18 protein-coding genes are annotated in these 19,564 nt (G+C 29.9%); all 18 read left to right on the top strand.

Annotated features, from left to right (window positions below; translation table 11 throughout):
* The first annotated feature begins 73 nt into the window (after positions 1–73).
* The 18 genes from Ccar_RS14240 (at position 74) to Ccar_RS14155 (ending at position 19,558) form a co-directional block, all read left to right on the top strand.
* Positions 74–1,939, top strand: coding sequence for a polysaccharide biosynthesis protein (locus Ccar_RS14240; protein WP_007062530.1), 1,866 nt, complete (start codon positions 74–76; stop codon positions 1,937–1,939).
* Between the two features lie 13 nt (positions 1,940–1,952).
* Positions 1,953–2,567 (top strand): sugar transferase, encoded by a 615-nt coding sequence (locus Ccar_RS14235; protein WP_007062531.1) that lies wholly within the window; start codon positions 1,953–1,955, stop codon positions 2,565–2,567.
* Positions 2,568–2,621: 54 nt separating this feature from the next.
* Positions 2,622–3,506, top strand: coding sequence for an NAD-dependent epimerase/dehydratase family protein (locus tag Ccar_RS26400; protein WP_048030103.1), 885 nt, complete (start codon positions 2,622–2,624; stop codon positions 3,504–3,506).
* Positions 3,507–3,522: 16 nt separating this feature from the next.
* Positions 3,523–4,617 (top strand): glycosyltransferase family 4 protein, encoded by a 1,095-nt coding sequence (locus Ccar_RS14225; protein WP_048030101.1) that lies wholly within the window; start codon positions 3,523–3,525, stop codon positions 4,615–4,617.
* A 183-nt stretch (positions 4,618–4,800) separates the two neighbouring features.
* On the top strand, positions 4,801–5,538 hold the full coding sequence (locus Ccar_RS14220) for a DUF2334 domain-containing protein (protein ID WP_007062535.1): 738 nt from the start codon (positions 4,801–4,803) through the stop codon (positions 5,536–5,538).
* A gap of 1 nt (position 5,539) precedes the next feature.
* Complete coding sequence (locus tag Ccar_RS14215) at positions 5,540–6,682, top strand: glycosyltransferase family 1 protein (protein ID WP_007062536.1); 1,143 nt, start codon at positions 5,540–5,542, stop codon at positions 6,680–6,682.
* Positions 6,679–7,803 (top strand): glycosyltransferase WbsX family protein, encoded by a 1,125-nt coding sequence (locus tag Ccar_RS14210; protein ID WP_007062537.1) that lies wholly within the window; start codon positions 6,679–6,681, stop codon positions 7,801–7,803. Before Ccar_RS14215 ends, Ccar_RS14210 begins: the two co-directional genes overlap by 4 nt.
* Positions 7,804–7,948: 145 nt before the next feature.
* Positions 7,949–9,121: a hypothetical protein gene (locus tag Ccar_RS14205; protein WP_169823841.1), complete on the top strand. Its 1,173-nt coding sequence runs from the start codon at positions 7,949–7,951 to the stop codon at positions 9,119–9,121.
* 57 nt (positions 9,122–9,178) lie between these two features.
* Positions 9,179–10,747: a hypothetical protein gene (locus Ccar_RS14200; RefSeq protein WP_007060449.1), complete on the top strand. Its 1,569-nt coding sequence runs from the start codon at positions 9,179–9,181 to the stop codon at positions 10,745–10,747.
* A 22-nt stretch (positions 10,748–10,769) separates the two neighbouring features.
* Positions 10,770–11,579: an acyltransferase gene (locus tag Ccar_RS14195; RefSeq protein ID WP_007060450.1), complete on the top strand. Its 810-nt coding sequence runs from the start codon at positions 10,770–10,772 to the stop codon at positions 11,577–11,579.
* A gap of 9 nt (positions 11,580–11,588) precedes the next feature.
* On the top strand, positions 11,589–11,999 hold the full coding sequence (locus Ccar_RS14190; protein ID WP_007060451.1) for a sugar 3,4-ketoisomerase: 411 nt from the start codon (positions 11,589–11,591) through the stop codon (positions 11,997–11,999).
* Positions 12,000–12,012: 13 nt separating this feature from the next.
* The gene (locus Ccar_RS14185) at positions 12,013–13,110 is read left to right on the top strand and encodes a DegT/DnrJ/EryC1/StrS family aminotransferase (RefSeq protein ID WP_007060452.1); all 1,098 of its coding nucleotides are present in this window, start codon (positions 12,013–12,015) and stop codon (positions 13,108–13,110) included.
* Between the two features lie 2 nt (positions 13,111–13,112).
* Complete coding sequence (locus tag Ccar_RS14180; RefSeq protein WP_007060453.1) at positions 13,113–14,549, top strand: lipopolysaccharide biosynthesis protein; 1,437 nt, start codon at positions 13,113–13,115, stop codon at positions 14,547–14,549.
* Between the two features lie 57 nt (positions 14,550–14,606).
* Positions 14,607–15,677, top strand: a complete 1,071-nt coding sequence (rfbB, locus tag Ccar_RS14175) for a dTDP-glucose 4,6-dehydratase (RefSeq protein WP_007060454.1) — start codon at positions 14,607–14,609, stop codon at positions 15,675–15,677.
* 23 nt (positions 15,678–15,700) lie between these two features.
* Positions 15,701–16,597, top strand: coding sequence for a glucose-1-phosphate thymidylyltransferase RfbA (gene rfbA, locus Ccar_RS14170; protein WP_007060455.1), 897 nt, complete (start codon positions 15,701–15,703; stop codon positions 16,595–16,597).
* Positions 16,598–16,696: 99 nt separating this feature from the next.
* Positions 16,697–17,578: a dTDP-4-dehydrorhamnose reductase gene (rfbD, locus tag Ccar_RS14165; RefSeq protein ID WP_007060456.1), complete on the top strand. Its 882-nt coding sequence runs from the start codon at positions 16,697–16,699 to the stop codon at positions 17,576–17,578.
* Between the two features lie 22 nt (positions 17,579–17,600).
* On the top strand, positions 17,601–18,146 hold the full coding sequence (rfbC, locus tag Ccar_RS14160; RefSeq protein ID WP_007060457.1) for a dTDP-4-dehydrorhamnose 3,5-epimerase: 546 nt from the start codon (positions 17,601–17,603) through the stop codon (positions 18,144–18,146).
* 68 nt (positions 18,147–18,214) lie between these two features.
* Positions 18,215–19,558, top strand: coding sequence for a UDP-glucose dehydrogenase family protein (locus Ccar_RS14155; RefSeq protein WP_007060458.1), 1,344 nt, complete (start codon positions 18,215–18,217; stop codon positions 19,556–19,558).
* Positions 19,559–19,564: the final 6 nt, after the last annotated feature.

The raw sequence follows: 19,564 nt of genomic DNA, 5'->3' as shown, positions 1-19,564 counted from the left end.
GTTTTTAACAACTCAATGAAAATTTGCAATAGTAGTCAAGAATATTTTTATTTATGATTTGTAAGGAGGAAATATGGAAAGTCTAAAAAATTCAAGAAAATATATATTAATGCTAATAGATATTATCTTGATAAATTTATCTTACATTTTAGCATATTGTTTTAGATTTAATTTTGATATACCGACCTATGAATTAGCAAGATTTAAGAATGATGCAATAATAATTACAGTTATTTATTTGATAGTGTTTTATTTATTTAAACTTTACAAGAATTTATGGATTTATGCTAGTATGGATGAATTTTTGATTGCTATATATGCGTGCATTGTAGGTAATTTGTTAGGAACTATTTATGGATTTACTTTTGGGGAAAGACTTCCGTTAAGTGTTGACATTTTATCAGGTATTATTATTATTATTCTGGTTGCTGGTTTTAGAATGTCTTTCAGAATAGTTAGGGAGTATTTAGATGGGAAGGTTAAATCACATATTATATATGATAAGAGAGTATTAGTTGTTGGTGCTGGTAAAGCTGGAACAATGATTGTTAATGAAATGAAGTTCTGTAATGAAGTGAATTATTTGCCTGTGGCTTTTATTGATGATGATAAATATAAAGTTGGTACTAGTGTCGCTGGTGTAGAAGTTATGGGAACAAGAAATAATATAGTTCAATTAGCAAAGCAGTTGGATATTGATGAAATACTTATAGCCATTGCAGCTATAGATATGAAAACTAAGAAGGAACTTTTAGATATATGTAAGGAAACTGGTTGTAAAGTTAAATTAATACCTGGAATATATGAAATTATCGATGGGAAAGTTACTTTAAATAAATTAAGAGAAGTTAATTTTGAGGATTTATTAGGAAGAGATCCTGTAAAACTTGATATGGAACAAATTAATGATTATATCAAAGGAACAACTGTTATGGTAACTGGTGGAGGAGGTTCCATAGGATCTGAGTTATGTAGGCAGATTATAAAATTCAATCCCAAAGAGTTAATAATACTTGATAACTATGAAAATAATGCTTATATTTTACAACAAGAGTTTAGACGAAATGGTATATTTGAAAATGTAAAATATATCATTACTTCAGTTAAAGATAAAAAAAAGCTGGATTTAATTTTTAATAAATATAGACCGGAAATTGTATTTCATGCAGCAGCTCATAAACATGTACCGCTTATGGAAGAGAATCCAAGTGAAGCTATAAAGAATAATATATTTGGTACATTAAATGTAGTTCTTTGTTCTGATAAATATAAAGTTAAGAAATTTGTTCTGATTTCAACTGATAAAGCTGTAAATCCTACTAATATAATGGGAGCTACAAAAAGAGTCTGTGAAATGATTATTCAATCTATAGATAAAAGGAGCAAAACTCAATTTGCTGCAGTAAGATTTGGAAATGTACTAGGCAGTAATGGTTCAGTAGTACCATTATTCATAGAACAAATAAAAAATGGAGGACCGGTTACAGTGACTCATAAGGATATTAACAGGTTTTTTATGACTATACCAGAAGCATCTCAGTTAGTTCTTCAAGCTGGTGTATATGCTAAAGGTGGAGAAATATTTGTTTTAGATATGGAAGATCCAGTTAGAATATATGATTTAGCCTGTGATTTAATAAGGCTTTCAGGTTATGTTCCAAATAAAGATATTAGTATAGAATTTATAGGTCTTAGACCAGGGGAAAAGCTTTATGAAGAAGTTTTGACTAAAGAAGAAGGATTGAATAGGACATGTCATAATAAAATATTTGTAGGAAGACCTACTTTTGAGGACTTTAATAGTTTAATGGTTAAAATCAATGAATTTAAGACAATAGTTGAAGAAGATGATAGAGAGAAAATTATATATAAACTTGAAGAGATAGTACCTACTTATAAAAGATTTGAATCAGAGGTAGCTGTATCTAATTTTATTTGAAAAGGGGATATTTATGAGAAGATTTATTGATATAATAATTAGTTTATTTTTTTTAATATCATTTGTTCCATTATTTTCAATAATAGGAATTATTATAAAATTAGATTCCAAAGGAACTGTATTCTTTACTCAGATGAGAATTGGTAAGGAAAATAAGTTATTTAAGTTTTACAAATTTAGAACTATGACTGTTGGAACCCCAAATGTAGCAACTGAAGAACTTAAAGACTCAAAAAAATATATAACAAGATTTGGTAAAGTTTTAAGAAAAACAAGCTTAGATGAACTACCTCAACTAATTAATATTTTTAAAGGAGATATGACATTTATTGGTCCAAGGCCAGCTTTGTATAATCAATATGAATTAAAAGAAATGAGAACTAAAGTTGGAGTTCATAAATTATTACCAGGGTTGACTGGATGGGCTCAAGTTAATGGTAGAGATATGTTAAATGATTGTATGAAAACTTCTTATGATGAGTATTATTTGAAAAATAGATCTGTAAGATTTGATTTTAAGATATTATTTAGAACTGTGTTTAAGGTTTTAAGATGTGAAGGAATCATTGATAGTGGTATGGGAGAGATTGAAAAACACACTCAAGAAACCTCATCTATCAAGGGGTAAGAAGATTTTAAATATTGAAGTGAGTATGTGGGATGGATTTGGAGGGGGGCAAAGATGTTATTAATTATAGGAATTACAGGACATAGTGGTAGATATTTTCTGCAAGAACTTATTAAAAATAAATATGAAGAAAATATTCGATGTATTGTTAGAGAAACGTCTGACACATCAATGCTTGATAGTAGTGGACTTAAGATAGAAAAGGTTGTTGGTGATATTAGGGAGAAAAAGTTTATTGATAGATGTATGAAAGGTGTAGACATAGTAGTACATATTGTTAATATAAGATACACATTACAAATTATTAAAACAGCCATTAACAACAAAGTATCAAGAGCAATTTGTGTTCATACTACTGGAATATATTCAAAATTTAATGTTGCATCAGAAGAATATAAAACTATAGATAAAAAACTTACTGAAATGATAAAGAAAGCTGATATAAAGCTTATAGTACTACAGCCTACTATGATATATGGAGATGTATGTGATCATAATATGAGTAAATTTATTAAGATGGTGGACAGATTAAGCCTTTTCCCTGTAATTAATCATGGCAAATGTTTAATTCAGCCAGTTAACGCCAGAGATTTAGGTAAGGCATATTATCAAGTCCTTATGATGCCAAGTGAGAATGCAAAACCTACATATAACCTATCAGGTCAAAATCAAATAGCAATGATTGATGCTTTTAAATTGATAAGTAATAATCTTGGTAAGAAAACGGTATTTATTAGTTTCCCTTTGTGGTTTGGAGTATTTCTAGCAAAAATTTTAAAAATATTAACTCTTGGCAAAATTGATTATGTAGAAAAAGTTCAAAGGATGAGCGAAGATAGGTGTTTCTCACATAAGGATGCAGAAAAGGATTTTGGATACAGTCCTGAATCTTTTGAAATTGGAATAGAAAGGGAAGTTAAAGAATATTTAAATAGATAGCAAGGGAGTATAAAAAGTGAAGAAGAGAATACTTATATTATCAAATCACTTTATAACATTATATAATTTCAGAAAAGAATTAGTTGAAAAATTAATTGAAGAAGGGAATGAGGTTTTTATTTCTATTCCCAAAGATAAGGAAAATAGTTTTTTTTCTGATATGGGGTGCAAGATAATTGAAATTCCTGTAGATCGTAAAGGAGTTAACCCTGTTAGAGATATAGGACTTGCTTTAAACTACATAAAAATAATGAAAAAACTGAAACCAGATATTATTTTTTCATATACTATTAAACCAAATGTTTATGGGTGTATAGCTTCTAACTTTACAAAGAATAGACAAGTTAGTAACATCACTGGAACTGGAGCTACATTTTTAAAGAAGAATTTTGTTAGTATGGTAGCAAAAGCTTTATACAAACTATCACTTAAGAAATCTTATAAAGTATTTTTTCAAAATAGTGGCGATAAAGATTATTTTATAGAAAATAAAATGATAAAAGATAATTGGGAGATGTTACCGGGATCTGGTGTTAATCTAGAGCAATATTCATTATGTGACTTACCATCAGAGGATGAGATAAATTTTATTTTCATAGGCAGGGTAATGAAGCTTAAGGGTATTGAGCAATATATAAATTGTGCTAAGTCAATCAAGGAGAAACATCCTAATACGAACTTTTATATAGCAGGTTTTGTTGAAGAGGATAAATATAAACAAATAATTGAGGAATACCATAAAAAACGTATTATTAATTACATAGGGTTTCAAAAAGATATCAAGCCTTGGATACAAAAATGCCATTGTACAATTTTGCCATCATATGGTGGCGAAGGAGTACCAAATGTACTTTTAGAATCTGCAGCTATGGGTAGAATTTGTGTTGCTTCAAAGATTAACGGTTCTAAGGATGTTATTGATGATGGAGTGACTGGATATTTGTTTGAGATTGGGAATGCTAAGGATTTGATAGATAAGGTTGATAAGTTTTTAGCATTGGATAATGAAGAAAAAAAACAAATGGGGTTGGCTGGCAGAAAGAAAGTTGAGAAACAGTTTGATAGACAGATTGTTATTGATACTTATCTAAGGGAAGTTGGAAAAGTATAGATTTTTTAAGTATTCTATAAGATAAAATTAAAAATATAGAGTGAGTTAGGTATAACTTTATTAAAAACACAGATATAAAGCGGAGTTAAGCTTTATCTCCAATTAATTAATTCAGATTGCAAGTGTTAAATGTAAAAGAAGATCAAAAGGGCTTTTATAAAGAACTGTTTTGGGGGAATAGATATGTATTTAATACGTTTAGATGATGCTTCTGAATATATGGATGTAGGTAAATGGAGTATGATGGAAGACATTTTGAGTAAATATACCATTAAACCTATTATTGGGATTATACCAGATAATCAAGATAAAGATTTTTTGATTAAATATCAGAAGAATTTTAATTTTTGGAATAAAGCTAAAGCATGGCAGTCAGAAGGTTGGGCTATTGCATTACATGGATATAACCATGTATGCTCGACAAATAGCGGAGGTATTAATCCTGTAAATTCTCGTTCTGAATTTGTTGATGTGCCACTTGAAAAGCAACAAGCCATGATTGGAAGAGGATGTGAAATTTTACAAGAACATCATCTTAATCCCAAAATATTTTTTGCACCTTCCCATACATTTGATATGAACACGCTTGAAGCTTTAAAATCTGAGACTGACATAAGAATTATTAGCGATACTGTAGCAAATGATGTTTATAAGATGGGAGATTTTTATTTCATTCCTCAACAATCAGGTCGAGTTCGAAACTTATTATTTAAAGTAACTACATTTTGTTATCATCCCAATAATATGAGTGAAAAAGATTTTGATATGCTTGAAGATTTTATTAAAAAAAGCAGGTGTAAGTTTGGTAGTTTTCAAGATTTACAACTAAAAGATAGAAAACTTGGTCTATACGATAAGGCTTTGAGAAAAATGTATTTTTCAATTAGAGCAGTACGAGTCAAATTAAAAGAAGGAGTATGATATGGAGAAACCTATTAGAATATTACATGTTTTAGGTACCCTAAATAGAGGCGGAGCTGAAACTATGATAATGAATGTATATCGTAATATTGATCGTTCAAAAATACAGTTTGATTTTGTGATACATACCAAGGAAAAATGTGATTATGATGATGAAATAATAAAATTAGGTGGGAATATTTATAGCTTTCCTCGTTATTTAGGTAAGAATCATTTTAAATATAAAAAAGCTTGGGATATTTTTTTCAATAGCCATCAAGAATATAAAATAGTTCATGGACATATGAGAAGTACTGCAGCAATATATTTGAAGATTGCTAAAAAGCACGGATTGATAACTATAGCTCATAGTCATAGTACAGCCTCAAGAGGCAATAAGGTTGAACAATTTGTAAAAAATATAATGCAGTTTCCAATTAGATATATAGCTGATTATTTATTTGCCTGTTCAGATGATGCAGGAAAGTGGTTATTTGGAAATAATGTAATTAAAAAAAATAACTATAGAGTTATAAAAAATGCTATAGATGCTGAGAAATATGTATTTAATGAAGCTAAGAGAAATGAAATGAGGAAAGCTTTAGGTATTGAAGATAAATTTGTAGTAGGACATACAGGTAGCTTTTCATATCCTAAAAACCATAAATTTTTGATTGATTTTTTCTACCAAGTTCAAAAGAAAAATAAAAATGTTATATTACTGCTTGTAGGTGATGGAGAATTAAGACCACAGATAGAAAAGCAAATAAATAGTTTAGATATAAAGGACAAAGTCATACTAACTGGAATAGTACCAAATGTTAATGACTATATGCAAGTTATGGATGTATTTGTGTTTCCATCAATGTTTGAGGGGCTAGGTATAGTTACTATAGAAGCACAAGCTGCGGGGCTTCTTTGTATTGTTGCAGATACTGTTCCAAAAGAGGCATTTATTACGAATTTAATAGAGAAAATTTCTTTAAGTGAAGGGCTAGAAGTATGGGCTGATAAGGTTTTAAAATGCACAAAATATAAAAAGAGAAATACTTTTAAAGAAATAAGATCTGCAGGGTTTGATGTAGTAGAAGAAGCTAATGTGTTTGAGGCCTTTTATGAAAAACAATTAATATGTAATAAGAATAGAGAGGTAATTAGTCTATGAGAATAATAGCATTTTATTTACCACAATTTCATTCAATACCTGAAAATGACCAATGGTGGGGAACAGGATTTACTGAGTGGGTAAATGTAAAAAAAGCAAAACCTTTATTTGATGGTCACTATCAACCACGTGTACCTTTAAATAAAAATTATTACAATCTTTTAGATGATAGCGTAAAAGAATGGCAAATAAAATTAGCTAAAGACTATGGAGTATATGGATTTTGTTTTTATCATTATTGGTTTAATGGTCATATGCTTCTACAACGCCCAGTTGAACAATTTCTGAAGAATAAAGATTTAGACCTCCCATTTTGTATTTGTTGGGCCAATGAACATTGGACACAGGCTTGGGTCTCGAAGAATAGTCGAGTACTGATTGAACAAAAGTATGGTAATGAAAAGGAATGGAAAGAGCACTTTAATTATTTATTGCCATATTTTAAAGATAGTCGGTATATAAAAAATAATGGAAAGCCTTTATTTGTTATTTATCGACCTGAAATAATAGGATGTTTGAATGAGATGCTAGATTGCTGGCAAGATTTAGCACAAAAAAATGGACTTCCTGGTATAGATTTTGCATATCAACATATAAATTTTGACATAAGCCCCAAAAGGGATAGTAGTAGATTTTCTTTTAACATAGAATACCAGCCACCATATGCATATAAGGACTTAACAAAGAACAAATTTAAACATTTAAAATCAATAAGACGAGTGTTTCTTTATTTATTAGAACGTTATTTTAAATGTGATATTAGAGGAATGCGACCTGGGGGAGTCATAAGAGTAAGCTATGATGCAATATGGAAAGAAATTTTGAAGCGCAAACCTCAAGATGAGAAATGTATCCCAGGAGCTTTTGTTGATTGGGATAACACTTCACGTAAAGGAGAGAAAGGAAGTATATATGAAGGGGCTACACCAGAAAAGTTTCAAAAGTATTTAACAGCTCAAATAAGAAGGGCACGAGATGTATACAAGAAAGATATGCTGTTTATATTCGCTTGGAACGAATGGGCAGAATGTGGATATTTGGAGCCAGATGAGAAATTTGGGTATGGATATCTTGAAGCAATAAAGCAGGCTTTATTAGATAATGATGAGTTTTCAGAATAGAATAATATAAATAATTTTATATTATAATGTGTGTTTAATTTGTAGACTTAGTTGTATTACTATACATAAATAATAAATGTATTATAAAAAAATATGCAGAGAATGGAGAATAATAAAAGATAATATGAAGATTATTAGGGGTGAAATGCTATCAATATTTTATGCAATAATAGGCATCATATCTTTACAACCATATTTTGTATGGAATAATAAGTTAATTGCATATGCTATTCCAATTTTGTGTATGTTTTGTTTAATTATAAAAAGTAATATATATTTAAACAACTCAAATAGAAAAAATATAATAGTAATTATATTTTATATTATTATTATTTATTTTAATGCATCAATAAACAATTTCAAAAATTTAGTAGCAATATTTTATTTTCAAATACCAGTACTTTTATATTTATTAGGAAATAAAACTTTTAAAATTAAAACTTATAAGTGTCTTGTAATGCTATTTGCATTATCACTAATTCCTGGAATAATAATATGTCTATTTAATTTTATGGGAATTGATTTTAGTTATACAATTATTGAACCATTGAACAAAGTAAAAGCTTTATATGACATAAATTACAGAAGATATTTAGGTGCTGTAAATACTACACAAGATACTATTAATATGGGTAGAGTTATATTTAACAAGCTTTATGCAATGTATGATGAACCAGGAGCTGTCGGAACTGTATGTGGTCTTATACTTTTTATAGAAAAATTAGATTTAAAAAAGAATGTTGAAAATAAGATTATATTTATTGGTGGATTGATTTCATTTTCATTTGCTTTTTATATACTATTAATTATTAATTTAATAGTATGTAAAAAATATAAGATATTAGCATTCTTTATTTTATTATTAACTATTTTAAATTTTAGCAGCCTTAATAAAGATTATGGAGTATTTGATAAAATATTATTTAACAGATTTACTGTTTCTGATAATAAGCTTAATGGTGATAATAGAACATCGCCAGAACTTGATTATGCATATAAGCAATTTTTAAAAGGTGATGTAAAAACTATTTTAATGGGGAAGGGTGATGGATACATTACTAATAATATAGATGGAGGAGTATCATCTACATATAAAATTTTCATTTATGAACGAGGATTGATTTTCTTTATACTGTATTTAATTTTAGTGGTTGTACTATATTACACTAATACTAATAGCATAAAAAATTATTATATTTTATTGGCTTTTATCTTATCAATTTATCAAAGACCAAACATTTTAATATTAGCTTATATAGTTTTAATTGTAGGTGGAACACTGTACAATTCTAATTCAGAAAACATAAATGCAATTTAAAGTGCATTTAATTATTGCTAGTTTCAGTAATAATATCATTCATATGTGGGGGATAACATGAAATCAGATAGATTCATAATTAATAATTTAAAGAAAGCTAAACGTATTGAAAATTTAATTTTAAAAGAAAACAACTTAAAAGAAAGGCTAAACCTATTGCAAATTTTAGCTCTTAATTATACCGATCATGTTACAGGAGTATATTATAGTGAATTTATAGAAAAACAATTAATAAAAATTTCACAAATAATTGATTTTGAAAGTATTGATGAAATTGAAGAAGAAAAAGATACTGTATTACACGTAATGACTAGACCATGCAATATTGGAGGGCATACAAGAGTAGTAAATAATTGGATTAATTTTGATTCAGACAGAAAGTATAGCATATTAATCAATGAAATCCAAAATGTAAAAATTCCAAATTGGCTAAAAGAAAGTGTTGAAAAATCTGGGGGTAGCATAATATTAAATAAATCCAATGACTTAATAGAAAAAGCTAAGTTTTTAGCAAAATGTGCTATGAAATATGAAAAAATTGTTTTACACATTCATAACCAAGATATGGTACCTTTGATTGCATTTTCTAATAGTTCTTGGAAAAAACCAATATATTTATACAATCATTCGGATCATAAGTTTTGGCTGGGAGTAAGTATTGCTGATATGGTCTTAGATTTAACTTCTGGCGGAATGAAAATGTCAATTGAAAAGCGTGGTACTAAAAATAATTATGTTTTACCAATACCGATAATGAATGAACAAGAAAAGCCATATGAAAAAATTAATGAAAAGGAAAAAGAAGCTATAAAGAAGAGATTAGAATTACCAAATTGTTCAAAAATAATCTTATCAATGGCAGATGATTATAAGTACACTAATATAAATAAATATAATTTTGGAGAATTTGCTAAAAAAGTTATAGATATAAACCCTAATACATATGTCTTGATAATTGGAGCTAATAACAAAGCATTAAAGTGGATTAGATTAAATAAAACAAGTGGAGGAAGGATAAGAGCAGAAGGAATTATTGATAAAGAAGATGTATGCCAATATATGAAAATTTCAGATGTTTATGTAGATAGTTTTCCTGCAAATTCTTATACAAGTACATTAGAAGCTATAAATTATAATATACCATCTATGTCATTAAAAACGCCAATTTTTTATTTGGATGCATTAAAAGATATAAGAGTTAATAGCGAAGCTGATATGATATTTAAGATAAATGAAATATTAAATAATAAAGATAGTTTTATTAACATGGAAACAAAAGATAGAGTAGCTAAAAATCATTATAAAGAAAACTGGTGTAAAATTTTAAATAAAATGTTTGAAATTAAGATTTCGCATTCTGTAGGATTAAATATAATGATAAATACAAATATGAATATAACAGATTATGAAAGGTTTATGTATGAAACACATAAAAAATATGAGACATTTCCCATCAAACAATTTATAAGGTTATCATTTATAAATAAGGTAAGAATATTATTTATTTGTCGTAAAGAATTTTTTATGTCATTGAAAAATGTTTACAAGGTACCTAGAAAAATGAAGGAGGTGTTAATAGCACATTTTGCTCGCGAAAATCAAAGCAATTATATATCCAAGCTTTAAATATAATAAAGGAGTTGATCATATGATTCATCCATCAGCAAAAGTAGGACAAAATGTAACTATAAAAGAAGGCGTTATTATAGGTGAAAATGTAACAATAGAAGATGATGTGTATATAGACTATGGCTGCATAATTAGAGATAATGTGTATATTAAAAAAGGAAGTTTTATTGGTGCAAAAAGTATTCTTGGTGAATATATAGTGGATTTTTATAAAGATAGAATTAATAAAGTTAATCCATTAGTAATAGGAGAAAATGCTTTAATAAGAACTGAAAGTGTAATATATGGTAATACAGTTATAGGTGATAATTTTCAGAGTGGACATAAAGTTACTATTAGAGAAAATATTAAAATAGGAAATAATGTAGTAGTAGGAACTCTATCACATATACAACCTAAATGTACTATTGGTAATTACGTTAGGATGTCTAATAATTGTGCTATTGGAGATGGAAGTAAAATTAATGACTATGTTTGGATGTTTCCGAATGTTGTATTAGCAAATGACCCTACACCTCCTTCAGATAAATTTTTAAATGTAACAATTGATTCTTTTGCAATAATTTCAGCAAGTAGCTTAATTTTACCAGGAGTGCATATAAATGAAGATGCATTAGTAGGTGCTGGCGCAATAGTTACGAAGGATGTAGCTAAGGAGACTTTAGTAGTTGGAGCTCCAGCAAAAGAGGTTTGTTCAGTTAGAAAAATCAAAAATAAATTTACTGGTGAATCAGTTTATCCTTGGAGATATACATTTAAAAGAGGTATGCCTTGGAAAGAATCTGATTATGATACATGGATACAATCTGTTAAATTTCAAGAAAAGTAGGTGAAATTAGTGTATAACTGTTCATTGATTAAATTTAAAGATATAGCCGATAAATATGGACATTTGACGCCAATAGAATCTAAGATAGATATTCCATTTGAAATAAAAAGAATTTATTATATAAAAGGTGTTGAACAAGGAGTTAAAAGAGGATTCCATTCTCATAGAAAGCTTCACCAAGTTCTTATTTGTCTTAATAGTTCAGTAAAAATAAGAACTAAAAATCCCAATGAAGAGGCAGTCACTGAATTAAATGATCCTTCTGTTGGATTATATATAGGACCTTATGTATGGAGAGAAATGTTTGATTTTACTGAGGGAAGCGTACTTTTGGTTCTTGCCTCTGAATATTATTCTGAAGATGATTATATAAGAAATTATGATTTTTATTTGGAAGAAGCTGTAAAAAGGTATAAATAGGAGGTGTAATGATATGGAAATTCCATTTGTAAGTTTTGAACCTATGCATAAAGAAATTGCAGAGGAGATGCTTAATAAATTTAAAGAAGTTTACGAAAAAAATTGGTTTATATTTGGCCACGAATTAACACAATTTGAAAAGGAATTTGCTAAGTATTGTGGGGCTAAATATTGTATCGGATGTGGCAATGGTCTTGATGCACTTCATCTTATTTTGGAAGGTTATGATATAAAAGAAGGTGATGAAGTAATAATACCTTCAGATACGTTTATTGCTACTGCACTTGCTGTTTCATATTGTGGAGCAAAACCAGTATTTGTTGAACCTGATATAAATACGTATGAAATAGATCCAAAATTAATTGAATCTGCAATAACAGATAAAACAAAAGCAATAATAGTAGTTCAACTTTATGGACAGAGTTCTGATATGGAGAAAATAAATGATATTGCTAAAAAATATAAATTAAAGGTTATAGAAGATGCCGCCCAAGCTCATGGTACAAAATACAAAGGCAAGAAAGCAGGAAGTCTTGCTGAAGCTGCTGGTTTTAGTTTTTATCCTGGGAAAAATTTAGGTGCACTTGGTGATGGTGGTGCTGTTGTAACAGATGATAAGGATTTGGCGGAAAAGATAAGAGCATTAAGTAATTATGGATCAATTGAAAAATATAATCATATCTACAAAGGCTTTAATTCAAGGCTTGATGAAATACAGGCAAGTTTCTTAAGAATTAAATTAAGATACTTAGATAAATGGAATGAAAATAGAAAATCCATAGCTGAAAAATATATTGAAGGTATTAAAAACAAGAATATAGTATTACCTAAAATTGCAGAATATACAGAGACTAATTGGTATGTATTTGTCATTAGAAGTCATAGAAGAAATGAATTGCAAACATATCTACAAAATTATGGTATAGGAACTGTAATTCATTATCCTATTGCAATGCATCTTCAAAAATGTTATGAAGATTTAGGCTATAAAAAAGGTGATTTTCCAATAGCTGAAAAAATAGCAGATGAAGTTTTGAGTTTACCTATATGGTATGGAATGAAGAATGAAGAAGTTGATTATATAATAGAGAAAATAAATGACTGGAGATAAATATGAGTAAAAGCAGAACTAAGCTTTTTCTTGAAAATTTTTTTGTATACGGACTTGGAAGTATACTAGCAAAAATTGCTCCTTTAATAATGCTACCTATTATAACAAGGCTTATGCCAAATACTACATATTATGGACTTAGTGACTTATCAAATATAACTGTAACCTTTGGTTCAGCTATAGCCATAATGGGAATGTATGATGCTATGTTTAGAATGTTCTTTGAAAAGGATGACTTTGAATATAAGAAGGAAGTATGTGCTAGTGCCTTAAATTTTGTTTTAATTAACGGAATTATAATATGTTTAGTGTTCTTTATATTTAAATCCTATTTTTCAGTTTGGATATTTAATGATGAGAAATATGTTAGTCTACTTAATCTTACAGCATTTAGTATTTTAATAACTACTTTAAGTGGTATAGTAGTAGCTCCTACAAGAATGCAGAATAAAAGAAAAATATTCTTGTTTACTAATACTGTATCACCAATTATAGGATATGCTGTTTCAATTCCAATGTTAATGCACAAAAATTACCTATATGCATTACCTACCGCTGCATTAGTTACTTCATCTATAATGCTTGTCTTTTTATATATATTAAACAGGAATTGGTTCAATTTTAGGAAAATAAATATTCCTCTTATTAAAGAAATGCTAAAAATAGGCGCGCCTTTAATGCCAGCGTTTATTATTTATTGGATATTTACATCCTGCGATAGGCTTATGATATCTAAACAGATAGGAAACAGTTTTGTTGGGATATATGGCATAGGAGCAAGAGTAGCCTCGGTAAGTCAATTTATATATATTGCATTTGCAGGAGGATGGCAGTACTTTGCTTTTTCAACTATGAAGGATGAAGATCAGGTAGAAATGACTTCAAAGATATTTGAGTATTTAGCATTAGTGGCCTTTTCAATTTTCGTAAGTATTGTTCCATTTACTCATTTTGTTTTTAAACTATTTTTTAAAGAAAACTATGTAAATGGATATGTAGCTTTTCCATATTTATTTTTATCACCATTATTACTGATGTTATATCAAACCATTGTAAATCAATTTTTGGTTGTAAAAAATACATGGCCATCAACATTAATTCTTTTAGCAGGTGCTGTTACAAATGTGGTTTTAAATTACTTTTTAATTTATGCCATTGGTATAGAAGGAGCCGCAATTGCAACCTTAGTTGGCTATGCAGTAAGTGTAGTAATAGCGTGTATGGTCTTATCAAAGATGAAATTAGTATATGTATCAAATAGGATGAAAATAATGAGTATCCTAACAACTATATTTATAATTCTTTGGAGGTTAGTATCTCCAATAAAAATCATTCCTGCATTATTAATTGCTATGCCAACATTATTAATATTTTATTATTTATATAGAGTAGATATTGGTATAGCCTATGAGAAGGGAAAGAAACTTTTAAAAACATAAGTAGGAGGCTTAAGTGTAACTATTATACTAAAATAATTTATTTATGGAGGTATCATTATGAAAAGTTATTTAGTAACTGGTGGAGCTGGTTTTATAGGTTCAAACTTCATTCATTACATGTTTAAAAAGTATTCTGATATTAATATCATTTGTTTAGATAAGCTTACCTATGCTGGTAATCTTAAGAATCTTAAAAATGTAGGAATTAACCCTAATTACAGTTTTATTCAAGGGGATATCTGTGATAAAGGACTTGTGGAAAAATTATTCAAGCAGTATGACATAGATTATGTGGTGAATTTTGCTGCAGAATCTCATGTAGATAGAAGTATAGCTGACCCTGAGATATTTATCAAAACCAATGTTTTAGGTACATCAGTGCTTTTAAATGTTGCTAAAAAAGCATGGGAAGTTGAAAGAAGATTTAAAGAAGGTAAAAAGTATCTTCAGGTTTCTACAGATGAGGTATACGGATCACTTGAAGAAACAGGTTTCTTTATGGAAACTACTGCACTTGATCCTCATAGTCCTTATTCCTCTAGCAAGACTGGTGCGGACTTATGGGTAAAGGCCTATTATGATACTTATAAAATGCCAGTTAATATTACCCGCTGTTCTAATAATTATGGTAGATTTCAATTCCCTGAAAAGCTTATTCCTCTTGTAATAAATAACTGTCTAAATAAAAAGCCTTTACCTGTATATGGTGATGGAATGAATATTCGTGATTGGCTTTATGTAGAGGATCACTGCAAGGCTATTGATATGGTTATTAATAATGGCAGAATAGGCGAGGTATACAATATAGGTGGTCACAACGAAAGAACTAATATACATATCATAAAAACTATAATATCTTACATTCATGATAATGTAGACCCTAATGTTGATGAAAGTTTAATTACTTTTGTTGAAGATAGAAAAGGTCACGATAGAAGATATGGTATTGATTCAACTAAAATTAAACAAGAACTTGGCTGGTATCCTGAGACTAAGTTTGAAGATGGAATTAAGATGACAATTGAGTGGTATCTTGATAGTAAAGATTGGATGGATAGTGTTACCTGTGGTAGATATCAAAGCTATTATCAAAATATGTATGGGAATCAAGTATTAAATAATATTTAATTTTAAAGGGAGGGTACATATCAATGAAGGGAATTATACTAGCAGGAGGTTCTGGCACAAGACTTTATCCTATGACAAAAGCTATTTCAAAGCAGATTGTTCCAATATATGATAAGCCAATGATTTATTATCCTCTTTCAGTTTTAATGCTTGCAGGTATTAGGGATATTCTTATAATATCTACTCAAAGAGATATAGCAGCTTTCAAGGAATTATTTGCTAGTGGTAGTCAAATTGGTGTTAATTTTCAGTATGCAGTGCAGGAGAGTCCAAGAGGACTTGCTGAAGCTTTTATTATTGGTGAAAGCTTTATTGGTGACGATAATGTTGCTCTTGTCCTTGGAGATAATATATTTCATGGTTATGGATTTTCAGAGAGATTAAAAAAGGCTGTTGATAGAAAAGAAGGAGCAACTATCTTTGGATATCACGTAAGTAACCCAAGAGATTTTGGTGTAGTGGAATTTGACAAGGACTTTAATGTTGTATCCATAGAAGAGAAGCCAATAGATCCAAAATCTAATTATGCAGTTCCAGGACTTTATTTTTATGATAATGATGTTATAAGCATATCAAAGTCTATAAAACCATCTAGTAGGGGTGAACTTGAGATTACAGAAATAAATAATAATTATCTAAACAGAGGAAAGTTGAAGGTTGAACTTTTTGGAAGAGGTATGGCATGGCTTGATACAGGAACTCCATCAGGTCTTCTAAATGCTGCGAATTTTGTAGAAGCAGTGCAAACAAGACAAGGACTATATATAGCATGTATAGAGGAAATCGCTTATAGAATGGGTTTTATAGATACAGAACAGTTAATAGAAATTTCACTTCCAATGAAGAAAACTGACTATGGTAAATATCTTTTACAGTTAGCTAGTGGGGATGAAGAAAAGTTAAAGAAAGCAGCACATTAAGAAAAATAGCTCAAAAATCAATAGTAAACTAATTACAGGTATCACTTCGTTTTAATAAGACTTATAAGTTTAATGCCTGTCATTAATATGGAGGTAAATATGAAACTTCTGATAACAGGAGGAAAGGGTCAGCTAGGATGTCAGCTTAAATTCATAATAGAGAAAAATAGCTCCGATATTGGAAAGCTTGACCAAAGAATTAAAGATGCTGAATGTAAATTCACAGATTATAATGAGTTGGACATAACAAATTGCGCTGAAGTGATTTCGTATGTTAGTTCTTTTAAACCAGATGTAATAATAAACTGTGCAGCATATACAAATGTAGATGGTTGTGAGAATGATAAGGACGCAGCTTTCAAGGTAAATGCCATAGGACCGAGAAATCTTGCTATTGCCTCAGAAAAATATGGCATAAAGCTTCTTCATGTATCTACTGATTACGTATTTAATGGAGAAGGTACTGTTCCTTTTAAAGAGTATGACGTTCCAAATCCTGTAAGTGTATATGGAAAGACTAAGCTACTGGGAGAAAGCTATGTGAGAGAGCACTGTAGCAATTATTTTATAGTAAGGACTGCTTGGCTTTATGGAGAATATGGCAAAAATTTTGTGTACACTATAATGAAGTCAGCCAAAGAGAATGGGCATGTTGACGTTGTAGACTACCAAAGAGGTAATCCTACTTATGCAGAAGACCTTGCCCACCATATATTAAAGATTATTCTTACGAATGAATATGGTATTTATCATTGCACAGGTACTGGGGAATGCTCATGGTATGACTTTGCTTGTAAAATTGTTGAATACAGTGGCATAGATTGCGAAGTTACTCCTATCACCCCTGGTAAAGTAAATAGATTAGCCAAAAGACCAGCTTATTCATCCCTTGATAATATGATGCTTCGTGTAACATTAGGTGATGAAATGCGACCTTGGAAGGAAGCACTAAAAAGCTTTATTACAAAAGTGAGTTCATAATATGGATAGAAGGGGGATTATAATGGGAAATTTTAATTTTATAAAAACCGAAATAGATGGGGTATATATAATAGACGTTGAGATTTTCAGTGATAAACGTGGATACTTCATAGAAACATATAATTATGACGACTTTAAGTCAGTAGGTCTTGACATGGTATTTGTACAAGATAATCAGTCTAGTTCTAAAAAAGGAGTTCTCCGCGGACTTCACTTTCAAAAGACTCATCCACAAGGAAAACTTGTTAGGGTTATAAAAGGGGAAGTATTTGATGTAGCAGTGGACATACGTAAAAATTCCAAAACTTTTGGAAAATGGGTAGGTGTTACTCTAAGCGAAGGAAATAAGCGACAGTTTTATATACCTCAAGGTTTTGCTCATGGATTTCTTGTACTTTCAGATGAATCAGAAATTTGCTATAAATGCACTGACTTTTATCATTCTGAAGATGAAGGTGGAATAGCTTGGGATGATCCAGAAATAGGGATAGAGTGGCCAATGGAAGGCATAGATGAAATTATATTATCTGATAAAGATGGGAATAGGGAGAATTTTAGTAAAATATAGTATGGAAGTAGTCTCTAAAAATAGCGAATATGAACCTATTTATAACAACCAAAGGAAGGTAATGTATTATGTATAAAATAGCAGTAGCAGGAACAGGTTATGTGGGCCTCGTGGCAGGCGCTTGCTTTGCTGAAGTTGGTCACCAGGTTACCTGTGTAGATATTGATGAAGAGAAAGTTAATCTGATGAAGCAAGGCATCTCTCCAATTTATGAAGCAGATTTGGAAGGTTTGATGCAGAAAAATTATTTAGCTGGCAGACTTGATTATACAACTGATTATAAAGCAGCTTACAAGAATGTAGATGCTATATTTATAGGTGTAGGTACTCCAGAGCAACCTGATGGTTCTGCAAATCTAAGTTATATAGCTACAGTAGCAAGACAAATAGCTGAAACTATAGAAAAGGATTGCCTTGTTGTGGTTAAATCTACGGTGCCTGTGGGTACTAATGATAAGGTAGAGCAATTTATTCATGATTTTTTACCTTGTGATAGAGAAGATGTATATGGCGGCAATAAAAAGATTAGAGTAGAAGTAGCATCAAACCCTGAATTCTTATCTCAAGGCACAGCGGTGTACGATACACTCCATGCAGCAAGAATCATCATTGGAACAGAAAGTAAATGGGCAGAGAAGATGCTCATGAAGATATATGAGCCATTCAATCTTCCTATTGTATCTGTAAGTAGAAGGTCAGCAGAGATGATAAAGTATGCATCCAATGATTTCCTTGCTCTTAAAATATCCTATATGAATGATATTGCTAATCTTTGTGAGCTGGTAAATGCTAATATTCAAGAGGTTGCTAAAGGTATGAGCTTTGATAAGCGTATCGGAAGAAGATTTTTAAATGCTGGTATTGGTTATGGCGGTTCATGCTTTCCTAAGGATACAAAAGCACTTGAGTACCTGGCAAGACAGAATGGTTATGAACTTAGGACAATTAAAGCTGCCATTGATGTGAATAAAGATCAGAAGACCATTTTATATAAGAAGGCTTGCAGACGTCTTATTACTTTTAATGGACTAAAAGTAGCAGTCCTTGGACTTAGCTTCAAGCCAGGAACAGATGATTTAAGAGAAGCACCATCCCTTGAGAATTTACCATTACTGTTAAAGCATGGAGCAGAAGTTTATGCATATGACCCTGTAGGTAGGGAGAACTTAAAAAAACGATATAGAGAAGGAAAAAATGGGCAAGGAAGCATAAAGTATGTTGAAAAGGCGGAAGAAGCTTTAAAAGAAGCTAATGTCTGTTTTATCTTTACCGAATGGGGTGAGATTAAAGAGGTGAAGCCAGAGGTATATAAGAAACTTATGAGAACACCTTTGGTCTATGATGGAAGAAACTTATATGGAATAGAAGAGATGAAAGAAGCAGGGGTGGAGTATTATTCTATAGGAAGATAAGCAAAT

Source organism: Clostridium carboxidivorans P7, assembly GCF_001038625.1.
In the GTDB taxonomy this organism is placed as follows: Bacteria; Bacillota; Clostridia; order Clostridiales; family Clostridiaceae; genus Clostridium_AM; species Clostridium_AM carboxidivorans.
Note: the sequence above shows the minus strand (reverse complement) of the source record. Positions and strands in the feature narration are given on the sequence as shown.

Excerpts from the sequence above, each read along its gene's own strand:
- Ccar_RS14240 (WP_007062530.1), top strand. The coding sequence starts at position 74 with ATGGAAAGTCTAAAAAATTCAAGAAAATATATATTAATGCTAATAGAT.
- Ccar_RS14235 (WP_007062531.1), top strand. The coding sequence starts at position 1,953 with ATGAGAAGATTTATTGATATAATAATTAGTTTATTTTTTTTAATATCA.
- Ccar_RS26400 (WP_048030103.1), top strand. The coding sequence starts at position 2,622 with ATGTTATTAATTATAGGAATTACAGGACATAGTGGTAGATATTTTCTG.
- Ccar_RS14220 (WP_007062535.1), top strand. The coding sequence starts at position 4,801 with ATGTATTTAATACGTTTAGATGATGCTTCTGAATATATGGATGTAGGT.
- Ccar_RS14215 (WP_007062536.1), top strand. The coding sequence starts at position 5,540 with ATGGAGAAACCTATTAGAATATTACATGTTTTAGGTACCCTAAATAGA.
- Ccar_RS14210 (WP_007062537.1), top strand. The coding sequence starts at position 6,679 with ATGAGAATAATAGCATTTTATTTACCACAATTTCATTCAATACCTGAA.
- Ccar_RS14205 (WP_169823841.1), top strand. The coding sequence starts at position 7,949 with ATGCTATCAATATTTTATGCAATAATAGGCATCATATCTTTACAACCA.
- Ccar_RS14200 (WP_007060449.1), top strand. The coding sequence starts at position 9,179 with ATGAAATCAGATAGATTCATAATTAATAATTTAAAGAAAGCTAAACGT.
- Ccar_RS14195 (WP_007060450.1), top strand. The coding sequence starts at position 10,770 with ATGATTCATCCATCAGCAAAAGTAGGACAAAATGTAACTATAAAAGAA.
- Ccar_RS14185 (WP_007060452.1), top strand. The coding sequence starts at position 12,013 with ATGGAAATTCCATTTGTAAGTTTTGAACCTATGCATAAAGAAATTGCA.
- Ccar_RS14180 (WP_007060453.1), top strand. The coding sequence starts at position 13,113 with ATGAGTAAAAGCAGAACTAAGCTTTTTCTTGAAAATTTTTTTGTATAC.
- rfbB (WP_007060454.1), top strand. The coding sequence starts at position 14,607 with ATGAAAAGTTATTTAGTAACTGGTGGAGCTGGTTTTATAGGTTCAAAC.
- rfbA (WP_007060455.1), top strand. The coding sequence starts at position 15,701 with ATGAAGGGAATTATACTAGCAGGAGGTTCTGGCACAAGACTTTATCCT.
- rfbD (WP_007060456.1), top strand. The coding sequence starts at position 16,697 with ATGAAACTTCTGATAACAGGAGGAAAGGGTCAGCTAGGATGTCAGCTT.
- rfbC (WP_007060457.1), top strand. The coding sequence starts at position 17,601 with ATGGGAAATTTTAATTTTATAAAAACCGAAATAGATGGGGTATATATA.
- Ccar_RS14155 (WP_007060458.1), top strand. The coding sequence starts at position 18,215 with ATGTATAAAATAGCAGTAGCAGGAACAGGTTATGTGGGCCTCGTGGCA.